Genomic DNA, 16192 nt, shown 5'->3' on the forward strand with positions numbered 1-16192 from the left:
CATCGACTCCTGCAGCAGGCATACCCGCTTAGAAGCGGAAGCCCACTTCCGCCTTGATCTGGCGGGGCGTACCGATGATGTCACCGGTCTCGTTGTAGCTGGCCTGCAGCTTGCCGTTGGTCTTGACGTAGTTGTAGGTGGAGAAGTTGTCGAAATCGAACACGTTGATGATGTCCAGACGAGCGTACAGCTCGGTATCACCCGGCATCTTGAACGTCTTCGTCGCCTGCAGGTCGACCGAGCGGTAGCCGAAGATCTTGCCACCCACCAGGAACTTGCCGTTGGCGTTGGGCACGGCCGCCTGCGGGGTCGGCAGGGTGTAGCCGCTGGCCTGCGGCACGGGGTACCAGTCGTTGACGGCCGTCGGCGTTGCCAAGGTGATCTTGCCGCCGAAGGTGATGCCCCAGAAGCCTGCGTACGAACCGGTCACCACCAGGCGGTGACGAGGGGCACCGTTGGAACGGATGGTCGGGTAATCGCCGATCAGGCCGCGGTCGAACGCGTACTTCTCGTTGATGTCGCGGTTGTGGCGTGCGGTGGTCCAGGTGTAGGCGATCGAGGTGCCCCAGCCGCTTTCCTTGGTGAACGGCTTCTGCGCCGACAGCAGGACCTGGGTGGCGCGGGTCTTGATGCCCTGCTGGCCGATGATCAGGCTGCCGAAGCCCGGCACGTTGCAGCTCCAGGCCTGGCTCAGGCCCGGCTCGGTACCGCCGCACAGGCGCGGATCATCGAAGAACTGGCCGGTCGGGTAACGGTTGCCCAGGGTGAAGGCGAAACCGTCGTAGCTCAGGGTGCGGGCGATGGTGGCATCGGTCAGCCAGTCACCGATCTGGTTGCTCATGCCCAGGCTGAACTGATCCGAGTACGGTGCCTTCAGCTTGTTGTTCAGCAGGTCGACCTCCAGGCCGGCGTTGCTGGTCGATCCCACCAGCGCCTGCAGGTTGCCGATGCCGTTGAGCAGGTTCGGATTCCAGTCGTAGCAGGCGGCCTGACCGTTGATGCAGGTCCCGGTGGCCGGGTTGCGGAAGTAGATGGTCGGCTGCGGCAGGGCCAGCTTGGTGGTCTCCAGCTGCAGGTTGTCGAACAGGTCGCGGTCGTAGGAACGGCCGGCACCACCGTGGATCACATGCTGCTCGTCGGCGTTGATGTCATACGAGAAGCCCAGGCGCGGCTGCCAGGCATCCTTGAATGCCTTGCGGTTGTGACCGTTGCTGATGTAGTCGCTGATGTCCAGGCCGCCCAGCGCCAGCGAATCGGCGTAGGTCTGGCCGGCGGGTGCGCGCGGATCCTGCGAATAGATGGCATCGACCACCTGCTGCGGGGTCACGAAGTCCAGGTAGGACGGGGTCTTCTCGTAGTCCCAGCGCAGGCCGATGTTCAGCTGCAGGTGGTCATTGACCTGCCAGTCGTCCTGGATGAACACGCCGTACTGCTTGGACTTGGAGCGTACTTCGCCGGACACGCCCGACACGCCGGTCACCGGCTTGACGAACTGCGCCTTGTACGGAATCGAGTCCGGGAAGTCCGGATCACCCAGGGTGTAGGTGAAGGTCGGGTTGATCTGCGCCGCATCGGAAGCGTACAGGTCGATCTGCTTGTACTTCACGCCCATCTTGATGGTGTGGTCGCCCGCCCACTGGATGCCATCCAGGGTCAGGTTGTCTTCGATCGACCAGCCCTTCTGGCCCTTCACCTGCGAGTCCAGTGCCGAGGCGCCACCGATCTTCACGATCGTGCGGTCTTCAGGACCGTCCGGCGCGGTGTAGGTGATGCCGTTGGCCAGGGTCAGCGGGGTCGGGTTGTTGAACGAATCTTCGTGGGTGACCATCAATTCGTTGTAGTAGCGCTCGCCGCTGTGGTTCCAGCGCAGCGCGTAACGACGGTCGGTATTGACCACTTCACGGCCGGCTTCCGGCGAGGTCTGGCCACTGAACTGCGACTGCGTTTCGTCGCGGTCCTGGAAGGTCAGCTCGATGCGATCGTTGTCGGTCGGCTCGAAGTCGATCTTGCCGAAGATCAGGTCCTGCTGGAACGGCTGGCTGGCCGGGCCGAGACCGGCGGCGCCGGCGGGCGGCAGCAGACCGGCGGCACCGGTGACCGCACCGTCCGGTGCGATGGTGACCGGCAGGTCGAAGCGCTTGGCTTCGTAGGTCACGAAGAAGTGGGCCTTGTCCTGGATGATCGGGCCGCCCAGCGCGAAGCCGTATTCCTTCTCGGCCGACACCTGCTTGTCCTTGCCGCCCTGGCGTTCGGCCGGGGTCTTGGCGCGCATGTCCTCGTCGGTGTAGCGATAGAACGCCTCACCCTTGAATTCGTTGGTGCCGGACTTGGTCGCGGCGGTCACCGCAGCGCTCGAGACCTGGCCGTACTCGGCCTTGTAGTTGCCGCTGATGACCTTGTATTCGCCAATGGCCAGCTGCGGGAAGGGGTTGCCGGCGCTGCCGGACTGGCCGGCCACACCGCCGCCCTTGACGTAGCTCTTCTGGCCCACGCCATCGATGTACACGTTGGTGCCATCGGCATTGGTGGCGCCGCCGCGCAGCGAGGTGTTGCCCTTCGCATCACGGGTGAAGATCAGGCCCGGCACCGCATCGGCGAACTCCAGGAAGTTGCGCGACACCTGCGGAGTGGTCTGGATCTGCTGCAGGCTGACGGTCTTGCCGACTTCGGACGTGCGCACTTCCTGCAGCAGGGTCGGCGCGACGACGTTGACGGTGTCCAGGTTGGTGGCCGCGGTTGAACCCGGGGTACTGCTGGCAGCGCCAGCGAAGTTGAGGGTGGCGGTGGAGGCCACGGTCACGGTGACCTTCTGGGTCTGGCCGTTGGCCACCACGTCGTAGGTGCCCGGGTCCAGGCCCATCAGCGAGTAGCTGCCGTCGGCGCGGACGGTGCCGCGGCGCACGGTGCCGGTCGCAACGTTGGTGGCGGTGACTTCCGAACCGGCCTGTGCGCCGGCAACCTGGCCGCGCAGGCTGGCGTTGGCCGACTGCGCCAGGGCGTTCGGGGCGGCGGCCAGCATCAGGCAGCTGACCAGTGCGGTGCTCAGCAGCCGGCGCGCCGGCGTGCGGATAGTGGAATGCATCATCAACTCAATCTCCGGGTGGCGGCGACCGCGTGTGCGGTCCCCTGCGATCAATCAAAAAAGAAGGAACGCCTCCGGCTTCAACGGCCGGATGGCGGAGTGGTGGAATCGCGAACAACGAGACGGGGTACCAGGGTCTGCTTGTCCCCGGCCCCTTCCGTGGAGGTGCCGTCCATCAACTGCATCAGGCGCGTCATCGCCCGATCGCCGAGCTCGGCGATGCTGACCTGCATGGTGGTCAGCGACGGGTGAACGAAACGTGCCAGCGGAATGTCATCAAAACCCGCCAGGGCGACATCGGACGGGACATGGACGCCTGCCTGCGCGAAGGCGTACAGGCAGCCAAGTGCCATCATGTCGTTGGCGGCGAACACGGCATCGGGCAGCGTGCCGGCTGCCAACAACTCCTGACCGGCGCGATGGCCGGAAGCTTCGTCGAAATCACCGGGCAGCTCGATGCCTTCGGCGCTGCCGCCGGCAGCCGCCAGCGCGTCACGGAAGCCGCGCAGGCGCTCGCGCGCGTCGAAGTTGAGGTCCGGGCCAGAAATGAACGCGATGCGCCGGTGACCGGCATCGAGCAGATGACGGGTCATCGCCATTGCGCCCGCGTGGTCGTCGATGCTCAACACCGGATGATCCTGCCCAGGCAGGTAGGTGTTGATCAGTACGGTGGGCAGCGACTGCGGCAGGTTGTCGGTCAGGAAGCCGGGGCTCTCCGCATAGGGCGAGAGCACCAGCAGGCCATCGACACGCCCGCGCATGGCGCGCAGGGCAGCACCCTGCTGCTCCTGGTCGCCGTGGTAGCTGGACACCAGCAGATGCTGGCGGCGACTGCGGGCAACGCCGTCGATGCCGCGCATCAGCTCGGAGAAGAACTCGCCGTACAGGTCCGGCAGCACCACGCCGACCGTGTTGGTGCGGCGGCTGCTCAGGCTGCGGGCGGCGGCGTGCGGGGTGTAACGCAGCCGTGCGGCCACCTCCAGCACAAGCTGGCGGACCGGTTCGGCGACATTTTCATGCCCGTTGAGCGCGCGGGAAACCGTGGCCACGGAGACCCGGGCTTCGCGTGCGACATCCTTGATTGTAATGGCTGCCTTGTTCACGAAGCCGCCCTCCACGGCTTGGACCTACCAGCATTGGCGCGGAATGTAAGCGTTTCCATCTGGGCTTGTAAACTGTCCGTTAGACGAATGTCCTGAAATGGACATGGAAATCTGTCCCTGACGGTCCACGCACGGACCGGCAATGACAGTGCGGGACAAGGGCTCAGCCCTGTTCTGACGGTGCCAGCGCGCGGATGGACAGCGCGTGGATGTCGGTCTCCATCATCGACCCCAATGCGGCGTATACCGCGCGGTGGCGGGCCAGCGGGCCGAGGCCGGCAAAGCGCTCGCTGACCACATGCACGTTGAAATGGCCACGGCCATCGCGCGCGCCAGCGTGGCCGGCATGACGATGACTGTCGTCCTCGATCTCGAGCACGCTCGGGGCCAGCGCCTGCTGCAGCGCATCACGGATTCGCTCGATCCGGTCCGCGTTCACGGCAGCACCTGGCGGAAGGGCCGCACCTGCACCCTTTCATAGACACCTGCGGCCACATAGGGGTCCGCATCGGCCCAGGCCTGCGCCTCCGGCAGCGACCCGAAGCGGGCGATCACCACCGAACCACTGAACCCCGCCGGGCCTGGATCTTCGCTGTCGATCGCCGGACAGGGCCCGGCCAGCAGCAGTCTCCCCTCATCACGCAGCGCGTGCAGCCGCGCCAGGTGTTCCGGCCGGGCCTGCAGCCGTTGCGTCAGCACGTCCTGGCCGTCATAGCCTTCAATCACATACCACACCGGCATTTCCTCGCTCGCATTGTCGGGTCCGCCGATTCTAGCCAAAGCCCCCTCGCCCTGGCCGCAGCTGGACACTGGCGCGGCAAAGGCTTACCCTAGAGTCCATTGCACGTGGCTGGATGCAGCAACCCGTCGGTTTTTGCGGCCAACGCAGCCCCCGACGACCGACCTGCCGCTTCCGGGCAGGCCACGTAGACGACCTCCCCGTAGTCCCGTCGCTGCCGTCTCCTGCGGCGCGTCCTGCTGTTTGATATGTGTGGAATCGCGCCGAGACAGGCGCGCCTGGTGCCTTGGGGCCCGCGGTGCACGCGCGGCGCCGGGTGCCGCGACTGGTCCGTTGCAATCCTGATGTCCATTAGATGACTTCCGAACTCGCGCTCGACGCGAACCCGCCAACCCGGCCGCCCGCCCCCCAGCAGCAGGAAATGCCGCTGGCCGTCGTGCATGGGCAACCGGTCCTGCAGATCCCGCAGGACCTGTACATCCCGCCGGACGCACTGGAAGTCATCCTGGATGCCTTCGAAGGTCCGCTGGACCTGCTGCTGTACCTGATCCGCCGGCAGAACCTGGACGTGCTGGACATCCCCGTGGCCGAGATCACCCGGCAGTACGTGGAGTACATCACCGTGATGCGCGAGCTGCGCTTCGAACTGGCGGCCGAGTATCTGGTGATGGCAGCGATCCTGGCCGAGGTGAAGTCGCGCATGCTGCTGCCGCGCCCGGTCAGCGACGAAGGCGATGAAGCCGATCCGCGCGCCGAACTGGTGCGCCGGCTGCAGGAGTACGAACGTTTCAAGCAGGCGGCTGAGGACATCGATGCCCTGCCCCGCCAGGACCGGGACACCACGGTGGCCCATGCCTTCATGCCCGAACGCGCGACGGTGAAACTGCCGCCGCCGGTGGACCTGAAGGAGATGCTGCTGGCGCTGCACGATGTGCTCAAGCGCGCCGAGCTGTTCAGCGGCCACGCGATCAAGCGCGAGGCGCTGAGCGTGAGGCAGCGCATGGGCGAAGTGCTCGGCCGCATGGAAGACGGCAGGTTCTACCGTTTTGAAAGCCTGTTCACTGCTGAAGAAGGCAAGCTGGGCGTGCTGGTCACCTTCCTGGCCGTGCTGGAACTGGCCAAGGAGCAACTGCTGGACATCGTCCAGGAGGAACCGCTGGCGGCGATCTACGTGAAGTCGCTGGCGGCCGGCAACACCAATGCCCCGCTGCAGTTCAGCAGCGAGTTCGACGACAACGACGCCGCCAACGAGAACGAGTGAGCGCTGCCTGCCGATGGATCAACCGCTGATCAACCGCATTGTCGAAGGTGCCCTGCTGGCCTCCAGCCAGCCGCTGACCCTGGCCCAGCTGAAAGACCTGTTCCCGGAAGAGGAACCAGCACCGCCGGGCAGCATCGAACGTGCGCTGGAGCACCTGCGCGAAGGCTGCGAAGGCCGCGGCGTGGAACTGGTCGAGGTCGCCTCGGGCTTCCGCTACCAGGTCACCGGCGAGGTGCATGGCTGGATCAGCCGGCTGTGGACCGAACGCAAGACCCGCTACACCCGTGCCACCCTGGAAACGCTGGCGCTGATCGCCTACCGGCAACCGATCACCCGCGGCGAGATCGAGCAGGTGCGCGGCGTCGCTGTCAGCAGCAACATCATCCAGGCACTGGAAGAACGCGAATGGATCCGCGTCGTCGGCCACCGCGACGTGCCCGGCAAGCCGGCACTGTTCGGCACCACCAAGGGCTTCCTGGATTACTTCGGCCTCAAGCGCCTGGATGAGCTGCCGCCGCTGTCGGAGTTGAAGGACCTGGGCGAGCTGGAACCACAGCTGGCCCTGGACCGCGATGCACCGGCTGCCGCCAGCGCCGACGGCCCCGACGTCTCGGCCGAGCCGGACGGGGCCGCCAATGATGATGCCGGCCTGGCCGGTGGCAACACCCCGCATTCCGCCGACGCAGTCCCTGCGGCGGCCACCGATGAGCAAGCACCTTCGCCCCTCGATGATGGGCACCCCGATTCCGCGCCGGGCGAGCGCGCGGTGCCAGTGAACGAACGCGAAGACAACGCCGTCGCGACGACGACCGTGGCTGTTGACCAAGCCGATTCCGAACCAGAGGCCGACCTCGAAACCGTCGGCCGGAGCAAAACTGATGAGTGACACCCCTCGCAAGCTGTCGTTGAACAAGCTCTCGCTCAAGCGCGAAGCCACCTCCGAACAGTTCAAGTTGGAAGAACGCCTGCACAAGGTCCTGGCCCAGGCTGGCCTTGGCTCGCGCCGCGCGCTGGAACAGCGCATCGCCGAAGGCCTGGTCAAGGTCAACGGTGAAGTTGCGCAGACCGGCATGTCGGTCAAGAGCGGCGACAAGATCGAACTGGACGGCCGCGGCTTCGTCGCCACGGCGCTGTCCGAACCCTCGCGCGTGCTGGTCTACAACAAGCCGGAAGGCGAAGTGACCACCCGCGAAGACCCCGAAGGCCGTCCGACCGTGTTCGAATCGCTGCCGCCGCTGAAGGGCGCGCGCTGGATCGCGATCGGTCGCCTCGACATCAACACCACCGGCCTGCTGCTGGCGACCACCGACGGTGAACTGGCCAACGCGATGATGCACCCGTCCTTCGAGGTCGAGCGCGAGTACGTGGTCCGCGTGCGTGCACCGGAAGGCCAGGAAAAGGTGGCCGATGCCATCGTCGACCGCCTTGCCCGTGGCGTCGCGCTGGAAGACGGCCCGGCCAAGTTCGACGAGATCGAACGCATCGGCGGTACCGATTCGCACGACTGGTTCCGCGTCGTGGTCAAGGAAGGCCGCAACCGCGAAGTGCGCCGCCTGTGGGAATCGCAGGGCTGCCAGGTCAGTCGCCTCAAGCGCACCCGCTACGGCCGGGTCAGCCTGCCGCGCGAACTGGCCCGTGGCCAGTCGGTCGAGCTGCCGAGCGCCCAGGTCGAAGCACTGCGTGCTGAACTGAAGCTGGAAGAAGGCGCTCCGTCGGCCCTCACCCTGCAGCCGGTGATCGGCCAGCGCCGCGCCGCCAAGACCACCGTGCGCGTGCGTGAAGGTGGCCGTGGCAACGCCTACGTCAATGGCCACAGCACGGCCGACGAAGGGCGCGAACTGCGCCGTTTCGACACCCTGCGCGAAGACCGTGGCCGTGGACGCAACGGCAAGGGGGGCGGCTTCAAGGGCGGCCTCACGGTCAGCGGCGAGGCCGCGGCCAAGCAGTCGCAGAAGCCGTTCAAGCAGCGCAAGCCGAAGAATGACCGTTCGCTGCCGGAAGGCAATCCGGCTGCGTTCCGCACCTGGTACGTGCCCGATGGCGTCAGCACCGGCCCGAGCGGCCACCGCAACGCCGGTCCGGGCGCGCGTGGTCCGGGCGGCGGCCAGGGCCGTCCTTATGGCAAGCCGAAGGGTCCGGGCGCCGCAGGCGGCCAGGGTCGCGGTGGCGCCGGTGGCCAGGGCCGTCCCGGCGCGGGCAACCGCAGCCAGGGCGCGCAGGGCAACAAGCATCCGTACGGGCATCCGGGCAACGCCCCGAGCTTCCCGTCCGACCACGCCAACCCGGGCTTCAATCCGTATGGCAGCCCGAAGCCGGCGCAGGGTGCCCGTCCGGGCAGCCGCGGTCCCGGCAGCGGCAACCGTGGCCCGGGTGGCCCCGGTGGCAATCGCGGCCCCGGCGGTCCGGGGGGCAACCGCGGTGCGGGCGGCCCCGGCGGCAATCGTGGCCCGGGTGGCCCCCGTCGCGGCGGCCCGCGCGGCGGCTGATCGGCAGCACGCCTGACATGAAAAACCCCGGCATTGGCCGGGGTTTTTCGTTATCGGGTGCCGCTGCGACGGGAACCGGTCAACGCCGGCTGATGGTGAAGGCCGTGCCGTCCACACCCAGGTCCCAGCCCTTGCCGGTACCGGACAGCGCCAGCGAGATGTCGCCCTTGGTCATCACCTGCGCATTGCTGGATTTCACCGCACCGGCATGAGCCCCCACCGACGCGTAGGTACCGAGCAGTTCATCCACGCTGACGGCGCCGGTGAAGCTGCCGCGCCCGTCGGTGATCTTCGATTTGCCAACGGTCAGGCCACCGCCCTTCATCTGGATGCGCACCGGCAGACTGGCACCGTTGCTGCAGCTGACGGTGCCGGTACCCGAGGCCGTCTTGTAGATCAGCGACCAGCCGGACAGGTTGTAGCGCAGGTGGCAGTCGAGGTTGCCACCGGCATGCACGGCCGGAGCCAGGGAGGTGGCGGCCAGCGCCAGCAACAGGGCAAGGGACTTGTTCATCGGCAGGACTTCCACAGCGTTCGGACTGCCGGCGAATCTAGCAGCGCGCGCGTGCAGGGTGAATGCAGGCGCGCACGGTGATGCGGGCAGCGTTCAGCCCTTCGTTCAGGCCTGCACGTCCAGATGGAAAGCATCGGCATCGAGCATCGCCGGGAAGCGCGCACGGTGCAGCGCCAGCGCGTCGGCCGAGATGGTGGTGGTCACCACCTGCTCGCGCTCGCGGATCTCCACCTGCGGCTGGCCGAGGAAATCCAGCACGGCGCTGTCGCCGGCATAGTGCAGTTGGTTGCCGTCCACGCCGACACGGTTGACCGCAGCGACGAAGCACAGGTTCTCGATCGCACGTGCGCGCAGCAGCGTCTTCCACGCGTAGGCACGCGCCGAGGGCCAGTTGGCAACGAAGATCTGCAGATCGAAATCCAGCTGTTCGGGCCGTTCCACGTTGTAGCGGTTGCGGCAGAACACCGGGAACCGCAGGTCGTAGCAGACCTGCGGATTGATGCGCCAGCCCTTCCATTCCACGCAGAGGCGGTCGCGGCCGGCGGCATAGCGCTCGTGCTCGCCGCCATAGCGGAACAGGTGGCGCTTGTCGTAGTACTGCAGTCCACCGTCGGGGGTCGCGAACAGCAGCCGGTTGTACACGCCCGCGCCGTCACGCAGCTGCACACTGCCGACCACTGCCGCGTTCAAGGCCCTGGCCTGTTCGCGCACCCACGCCACGGTCGGGCCATCCATGCCTTCAGCCTGGGCGATGGCCTCGTTGGAGAAGCCACTGGTGAAGGTCTCCGGCAGGATCACCAGATCTGTGGTGCCGGCGAGCGGCGCCAGCAGCGCGCCATAGTAGGTGCGGTTGCCGGCCGGGTCGTGCCAGCGGGTGTCGCCCTGGACGAGGGAAATGCGCAGATCCTGCATGGTCGTCACTCCGCTCACAGCAGGCGCAGGCGTTCGATCGCCGCGTCCAGGGTCGCCTCGTTCTTGGCGAAGCACAGCCGTACCAGGCGCTGGCCGGCCGGTGCGGTTTCGTAGAACGGCGACAGCGGGATGGCGGTGACGCCCTTCTCGACGGTCAGCCACTTCACGAATTCGTGGTCGGGCAGATCGCTGATGGCCGAATAATCGACCAGCTGGAAGTAGCCGCCCGGCACCGGCAGCGGCTTCAGCCGCGTACCGGCCAGCTGCTCGCGGAAGCGGTCACGCTTGGCCTGGTAGAACGCGCCCAGTTCCAGGTGGTGCTCCGGTTCGTCGCGGATCATCGCGGCAAAGCCATACTGGGCCGGGCCGAAGCTGGTGAAGGTGTTGTACTGGTGCACCTTGCGGAATTCCGCGGTCAGCAGCGGCGGCGCCACCGCATAACCGATCTTCCAGCCGGTGCAGTGGTAGGTCTTGCCGAAGCTGGAGATGACGAAGGTCCGCTCGCGCAGTTCCGGGTAGCGCAGCACCGATTCGTGGCGGCGGCCATCGTAGATGATGTGCTCGTACACCTCATCGGAAATCAGGTAGATCTGCGTGCCACGCAGCACGTCGGCCAGCGCCTGCATGTCGGCCTCGTCCAGCATCGCACCGGAGGGGTTGTGCGGGGTGTTGACCATCAGCATGCGGGTGCGCGGCGTGATGGCCGCACGCACGCGGTCCCAGTCCACGGCGAACGTCTGCGGGTCCAGCGGCACGTGCACGGCGGTTGCGCCGGCCAGCTCGATGGCCGGCTCGTAGCAGTCATATGCGGGGTCCAGCACGATCACCTCCTCGCCGGCACGCACCACGGCGTGGATGGCGTTGAAGATGGCCTCGGTCGCGCCGCTGGTGACGGTGATTTCGGTGTCCGGGTCGACCTGGGCGCCATACAGGTCCAGTGACTTCTGCGCGATGGCCTGGCGCAGCGGCGCCACACCGGTCATCGGCGGATACTGGTTCAGGCCGGCCGCCATCGCCTTGGCGGTTTCGTCGATCAGGCGCTGCGGCGCGGAAAAATCCGGAAACCCCTGGCCCAGATTGACTGCACCGTGCTCGGCAGCGAGCTGGGACATGACGGTGAAGATGGTGGTACCGACCTTGGGCAGCTTGGTGGTGGGTTGCATCGGCCTGGGCTAATGGGAACAAGGGCTGGAAGTGTACGAAATCCGGACCCGGCCTGCGGCGCGGGCCGGTCGTGACGGGTCATGCCGGGCAGCTGTTTGCACATGCCCTTTCAGCGGGATACCGCGCTTGACGCTCGCCGGGCGTGGCCCGGCGCTACCGGGCGGATTTCATCGCTACAATTGCCGCCGCACTCCGGCATGAAGATCCCTGCCCCTTGGACACCCCTGCATTGCTGGCCGCCAGCGGCCTGAGCTTCTCGCGCAATGACGCGCCCGTGTTCGGCCCGCTGGACTTCCACGTGGATGCTGGCGAGGCGCTGCTCGTGCAGGGCGGCAACGGTGCCGGCAAGACCACCCTGCTGCGCGTGCTCGCCGGCCTTGCGCGACCCGGCGCCGGCCAGGTGCGGATCGACGGCAGGCCCGCCAGCAACGCCGAACGGGCGCGCTACGTCGCCTATCTCAGCCATCTTCCCGCGCTGAAGCCGGACCTGGACACACTGGAGAACCTGCACTTCCTGTGCGGCCTGCACGGGCGCCGGGCGCGGCAGATGCCGGGCAATGCACTGGCCATCGTCGGCCTGGCCGGGTATGAGGACATCCTGGTGAGGCACCTGTCGGCCGGACAGAAGCGGCGGCTGGCGCTGGCCCGCATCTGGCTCTCGCCCGCCCCGCTGTGGCTGCTCGACGAGCCCTACGCCAACCTCGACCTGGAGGGCATCACCCTGGTCAACCGGATGATTTCGGCGCACCTGCGCGCAGGTGGCGCCGCCCTGGTCACCACCCATGGGGCCTACGCCGCACCACCGGTGCGTACCCGCCAGCTCGACCTCGGCGGTGCCGCATGATCGCCCCAGGTACCGAACCGGGCCTGTGGCAGACCGCGCGGGCCCTGGTCAGGCGTGACCTGCGCCTGCTCTGGCGCCGCCGCGGCGATGCGTTGCAGCCGCTGCTGTTCGCCCTGCTGGTGGTGGTGCTGTTCGCACTGGCACAGGGACGCGATCCACAGCCGCTGGCGGCGACCGCGGGTGCGGTGCTGTGGCTGGCGGTGCTGCTGGCCGGGCAGCTTGCGCTGGATTCGCTGTTCCGCTCCGACGCCGAGGATGGCTCGCTGGAGCAATGGCTGCTGGCACCGGTGCCACTGGCGTGGCTGGTGCTGGTGCGGGTGCTGCTGCACTGGGCCACCACGGCCCTGCCACTGATCGTACTGAGCCCGCTGCTGGCGGAAATGCTGCATCTGCCGCATGACCAGCTGCCGATGTTGCTGGCATCGTTGCTGCTGGGAACACCGTTGCTGAGCCTGATCGGTGGTGTGGTCGCTGCACTGACCGTGGGCATCCGGCGCTCTGGTATTCTCGTGGCGTTGCTGTCGTTGCCGTTGTACGTACCGGTGCTGGTCTTCGGTGCAGGCAGCCTGGCTGCAGCCAGCCGTGGACAGGATCCGGTCGGCGCGCTGCTGATGCTGGGTGCCGGCCTGCTGGTGGCACTGGTGCTGGCACCGCTGGCGACTGCCGCTGCGATTCGTATTTCTCTGAGTTGATCGAGCTGAGAGCCAATCCACCCCTGCTGGATAGCCGTCACGCATGAATCCGATTGTCCGCTGGTTCCACCAACTCGGTTCTCCGCCCACGTTCGATCGTTTCGCCGCCCGCTGGTCGCGGGTGTTCTACCTCGCGGCCGTGCCGGTCCTGCTTGTCGGAATCTGGCAGGCATTGCTGGTGGTGCCGCCGGAAGCCCGGCAGCTGGACAGTTTCCGCATCCTGTACATCCATGTGCCCAGCGCCTGGATGAGCCTGTTCGTATTCGCGCTGATGGCGCTGTACGCCGCCATTGCCCTGATCTGGCGGATCAAGGTCTGCGAGATCCTGGCCATGGCGTGCGCGCCGATGGGCGCAGGGTTCACGCTGATCACCCTGCTCACCGGCAGCATCTGGGGCAAGGGCACGTGGGGGACCTGGTGGGACTGGGACCCGCGCATGACCAGCGAACTGGTGCTGCTGTTCCTGTATCTGGGCGTGATCGGCCTGTACCACGCCATCGAGGATCGCCGCAGTGCCGCCCGTGCGGCCGGCCTGCTGGCCATCGTCGGCGTCAGCCTGCTGCCGGTGATCCGCTATTCCGTGGACTGGTGGGGTGGGTTGCACCAGCGCCAGTCGATCAACGTGTTCGGTGAATCGGCCATCGACAGTGCCATGATCGCCCCGCTGTGGTGGATGGTGATCGGTACCAAGTTCTGGTTCGCCGGTTCGGTGCTGGCCAAGGCGCGCGCCGACAATCTCGACCGCGAGGCCGGCAAGGCCTGGGTCGGTGGCCGCATCGACGCCGCGCAGGCTGCTGCGGAGAACCCGCAATGAGCCACCTGCCCTACGTGATCGGTGCGTACGCGGTGTTCGTGCTGGTGCTCTGCGCCGACGCGCTCGGCTCCTGGCTGCGCCTGCGCGCCGCCCGGCGCATGGCACAGGCCCGGCAGCAGCGGCAGCAGGCACGTGCCAGCGCCCAGGATGTCCCACCGTCGCTGTCCACGGAGCTGGAACGATGACACCGGTCCAACGCCGCCGCCTGGCCTGGGTCCTGCTGGCCCTGCTCGCTTCCGGCCTGGCCACCGCGCTGGTGGCGATGGCACTGGAGCGCAACATTGCTTACCTGTACACGCCCTCCGAAGTGCTGCGTGGCGACGTCGAGCCGCAATCTCGGTTCCGCCTCGGCGGCATGGTGGTGAAGGGTTCCTTCAACCGCCCGCCCGGCTCGCTGGAAGCCCACTTCCTGGTCACCGATGGCGATGCCCAGCTGGCGGTGACGACCTCGCGCATCCTGCCGGACATGTTCGCCGAAGGCACGGCCGTGGTCGCCAGCGGCCGCCTGCAGGAGGGCGCGCTGCAGAACGCCGTGTTCGTCGCCGACGAAGTGCTGGCCAAGCACGACGAGCAGTACGTGCCGAAGGAAGTGGCCGACAAGATGGGCCAGGCCCATCTCAAGCACGACGTGCCGGTGACGGCACCCGAGGTCCGCTGAGTGCTGCCCGAACTGGGTCAGATCCTGCTGCTGTGCGCACTGCTGGCGTCGCTGCTGCTGGCCGGCCTGCCGCTGGCCGGCGCCCATCGCGGCAACGCGGCGTGGATGGCGGTGGCACAGCCGGCCGCTTACGCGCAGCTGCTGCTGGTGGCCGGTGCATTCGCGGTGCTGACCGCCACCTTCGTGCAGCAGGACTTCTCGGTGCGCTACGTGGCCGAGAACTCCAACTCGCTGCTGCCCCTCATCTACCGCTACTCGGCGGTGTGGGGCGCGCACGAAGGCTCGCTGCTGATGTGGGCGCTGGTGCTGGCGCTGTGGACCGGCGCGGTCGCGCTGTTCTCACGGCACCTGCCCCGGCACGTGCAGGCGCGCGTGCTGGCGGTGATGGGCATCGTCAGCGCGGGCTTCCTCGCCTTCCTGATCTTCACCTCCAACCCGTTCCTGCGTTTGAACCCGGCCCCGCTGGAGGGCCGTGACCTCAATCCGCTGCTGCAGGATCCGGGGCTGATCATCCACCCGCCGATGCTGTACCTGGGCTACGTGGGTTTCGCGGTGCCGTTCGCCTTCGCCGTGGCCGCGCTGCTGGAGGGACGCGTGGACGCACGCTGGCTGCGCTGGACGCGGCCATGGACCAATGTCGCCTGGGCGTTCCTGACCCTGGGCATCGCCCTGGGCAGCTGGTGGGCCTACTACGAACTGGGCTGGGGCGGCTGGTGGTTCTGGGATCCGGTCGAGAACGCCAGCTTCATGCCATGGCTGGTCGGCGCCGCACTGATCCACTCGCAGGCGGTGACCGAGAAGCGCGGCACCTTCGGCAGCTGGACCCTGCTGCTGGCGATCGCCGCATTCGCGCTGTCGCTGCTGGGCACGTTCCTGGTGCGCTCCGGCGTGCTGACCAGCGTGCACTCGTTCGCCGCCGATCCTTCGCGGGGCCTGTTCATCCTCGTGTTCCTGTCACTGCTGGTGGGTGGAAGCCTGCTGCTGTACGCGCTGCGCGCGGGCCAGCTGAGCATCGACGCCGATGATGCCCGCCGCGGCTTCACCGCAACCTCGCGCGAAACGCTGCTGCTGGCCAACAACCTGCTGCTGGCCACCGCCTGCGCGATGGTCCTGCTCGGCACGCTGTACCCGCTGCTGGCCGATGCGCTGGCGCTGGGCAAGATTTCGGTCGGCCCACCCTACTTCGGCAGCCTGTTCCTGCTGTTGATGGCGCCGTTGGTGCTGCTGCTGCCCTTCGGCCCGCTGGTGAAATGGCAGCGCGACCAGCCTTCGCGCGCGATGGCCCTGCTCGCCCCCTGGTTCGGTCTGGCGGTACTGCTCGGTGCGCTGGCCTGGTGGCAGGCGCCGCAGAACGGATGGAAAGCCGGCATCGGCGTCGCCGCGGCGGCCTGGGTCGCGCTGGGCACCGCCCGCTTCGTCTGGCAGCGGTTGCGTGGCAATGGCCGCTTTACTGCCGAAATGCTCGGCATGATCGTTGCCCATGCCGGCGTCGCCGTGTTTCTGGCGGGCGCGTTGCTGGTGGAAGCGCTGAACGTGCAGCGCGAAGTGGCGCTGGCACCGGGCCAGCAGATCGTGGTCGGCGGTCACGAAGTGCGCTTCGAAGGCGTGGATCACCGCGAGGGCCCCAACTTCATTGCCGACCGCGGTCATCTGCGGGTGTTCCGCGACGGCCGCGAACTGGCCCTGCTGCATCCGGAGAAGCGGCAGTACGCCAGCGGTGGCCAGGTGATGACCGAGGCCGGCATCGATGCGCGCATCGGCGGTGATGTCTACGTGGCATTGGGTGAGCCGCTGGGCAACAATGCATGGGCGGTCCGCGTCCACATCAAACCGTTCGTGCGCTGGATCTGGCTGGGCGCGCTGCTGATGGCCCTGGGTGGATTCATCACCGCCGCTGACCGCCGCTTCCGTCGTCCGTAGGAG

At 67.3% G+C, this 16192-nt stretch carries 16 protein-coding genes; 9 read left to right on the forward strand and 7 right to left on the reverse strand.

Annotation, left to right across the window (positions count from 1 at the left end; genetic code table 11):
- Nucleotides 1–28: 28 nt before the first annotated feature.
- The 4 genes from AC06FB_RS10015 to AC06FB_RS10030 form a co-directional block, all read right to left on the reverse strand.
- Nucleotides 29–3085, reverse strand: a complete 3057-nt coding sequence (locus AC06FB_RS10015; protein ID WP_053516885.1) for a TonB-dependent receptor — start codon at nt 3083–3085, stop codon at nt 29–31.
- Between the two features lie 77 nt (nt 3086–3162).
- The gene (locus tag AC06FB_RS10020; protein ID WP_053516884.1) at nt 3163–4200 is read right to left on the reverse strand and encodes a LacI family DNA-binding transcriptional regulator; all 1038 of its coding nucleotides are present in this window, start codon (nt 4198–4200) and stop codon (nt 3163–3165) included.
- Nucleotides 4201–4348: 148 nt separating this feature from the next.
- Nucleotides 4349–4624 carry a BolA family protein gene (locus AC06FB_RS10025; RefSeq protein ID WP_053516883.1) on the reverse strand — a complete coding sequence of 92 codons (276 nt, stop codon included), beginning with the start codon at nt 4622–4624 and terminating at the stop codon, nt 4349–4351.
- Nucleotides 4621–4920, reverse strand: a complete 300-nt coding sequence (locus AC06FB_RS10030; protein WP_053516934.1) for a YciI family protein — start codon at nt 4918–4920, stop codon at nt 4621–4623. The genes AC06FB_RS10025 and AC06FB_RS10030 overlap by 4 nt, the downstream gene beginning before the upstream one ends.
- Before the next feature lie 359 nt (nt 4921–5279).
- On the opposite strand from AC06FB_RS10030, the gene AC06FB_RS10035 reads away from it, so the two are divergent.
- Genes AC06FB_RS10035 through AC06FB_RS10045 form a run of 3 tightly spaced genes read left to right on the forward strand, consistent with a single transcriptional unit; the run spans nt 5280 to nt 8671 of the window.
- Nucleotides 5280–6185, forward strand: coding sequence for a segregation and condensation protein A (locus AC06FB_RS10035; protein ID WP_053516881.1), 906 nt, complete (start codon nt 5280–5282; stop codon nt 6183–6185).
- 13 nt (nt 6186–6198) lie between these two features.
- On the forward strand, nt 6199–7071 hold the full coding sequence (gene scpB, locus AC06FB_RS10040; protein ID WP_180875560.1) for an SMC-Scp complex subunit ScpB: 873 nt from the start codon (nt 6199–6201) through the stop codon (nt 7069–7071).
- Nucleotides 7064–8671, forward strand: coding sequence for a pseudouridine synthase (locus tag AC06FB_RS10045; protein ID WP_478053637.1), 1608 nt, complete (start codon nt 7064–7066; stop codon nt 8669–8671). Before scpB ends, AC06FB_RS10045 begins: the two co-directional genes overlap by 8 nt.
- A 79-nt stretch (nt 8672–8750) precedes the next feature.
- On the opposite strand, the gene AC06FB_RS10050 is transcribed toward AC06FB_RS10045, so the two are convergent.
- The 3 genes from AC06FB_RS10050 to AC06FB_RS10060 all read right to left on the reverse strand — a co-directional run bounded on the left by AC06FB_RS10050 (nt 8751) and on the right by AC06FB_RS10060 (nt 11260).
- A complete protein-coding gene (locus tag AC06FB_RS10050; RefSeq protein WP_478053638.1) occupies nt 8751–9185 on the reverse strand; it encodes a hypothetical protein in 435 nt (144 codons plus the stop codon).
- Nucleotides 9186–9290: 105 nt separating this feature from the next.
- Nucleotides 9291–10097: an amidohydrolase gene (locus AC06FB_RS10055; protein ID WP_111186421.1), complete on the reverse strand. Its 807-nt coding sequence runs from the start codon at nt 10095–10097 to the stop codon at nt 9291–9293.
- Nucleotides 10098–10111: 14 nt separating this feature from the next.
- Entirely contained in the window at nt 10112–11260 is a 1149-nt protein-coding gene (locus tag AC06FB_RS10060) for a pyridoxal phosphate-dependent aminotransferase (RefSeq protein ID WP_478053639.1), read from the reverse strand.
- A 143-nt stretch (nt 11261–11403) separates the two neighbouring features.
- Here AC06FB_RS10060 and ccmA point away from each other — a divergent pair, with 143 nt between their 5' ends.
- Genes ccmA through AC06FB_RS10090 form a run of 6 tightly spaced genes read left to right on the forward strand, consistent with a single transcriptional unit; the run spans nt 11404 to nt 16189 of the window.
- Nucleotides 11404–12105, forward strand: coding sequence for a heme ABC exporter ATP-binding protein CcmA (gene ccmA, locus AC06FB_RS10065; RefSeq protein ID WP_478053640.1), 702 nt, complete (start codon nt 11404–11406; stop codon nt 12103–12105).
- Complete coding sequence (ccmB, locus tag AC06FB_RS10070) at nt 12102–12797, forward strand: heme exporter protein CcmB (RefSeq protein ID WP_053516872.1); 696 nt, start codon at nt 12102–12104, stop codon at nt 12795–12797. The genes ccmA and ccmB overlap by 4 nt, the downstream gene beginning before the upstream one ends.
- 43 nt (nt 12798–12840) lie before the next feature.
- Complete coding sequence (gene ccmC, locus AC06FB_RS10075; RefSeq protein WP_065181944.1) at nt 12841–13611, forward strand: heme ABC transporter permease CcmC; 771 nt, start codon at nt 12841–12843, stop codon at nt 13609–13611.
- Nucleotides 13608–13796, forward strand: coding sequence for a heme exporter protein CcmD (ccmD, locus tag AC06FB_RS10080; RefSeq protein WP_053516869.1), 189 nt, complete (start codon nt 13608–13610; stop codon nt 13794–13796). The genes ccmC and ccmD overlap by 4 nt, the downstream gene beginning before the upstream one ends.
- The gene (gene ccmE, locus AC06FB_RS10085) at nt 13793–14269 is read left to right on the forward strand and encodes a cytochrome c maturation protein CcmE (protein WP_111186423.1); all 477 of its coding nucleotides are present in this window, start codon (nt 13793–13795) and stop codon (nt 14267–14269) included. The genes ccmD and ccmE overlap by 4 nt, the downstream gene beginning before the upstream one ends.
- A complete protein-coding gene (locus AC06FB_RS10090) occupies nt 14270–16189 on the forward strand; it encodes a heme lyase CcmF/NrfE family subunit (RefSeq protein ID WP_478053641.1) in 1920 nt (639 codons plus the stop codon).
- Nucleotides 16190–16192: the final 3 nt, after the last annotated feature.

Source organism: Stenotrophomonas sp. Steno-C15, from assembly GCF_056393265.1.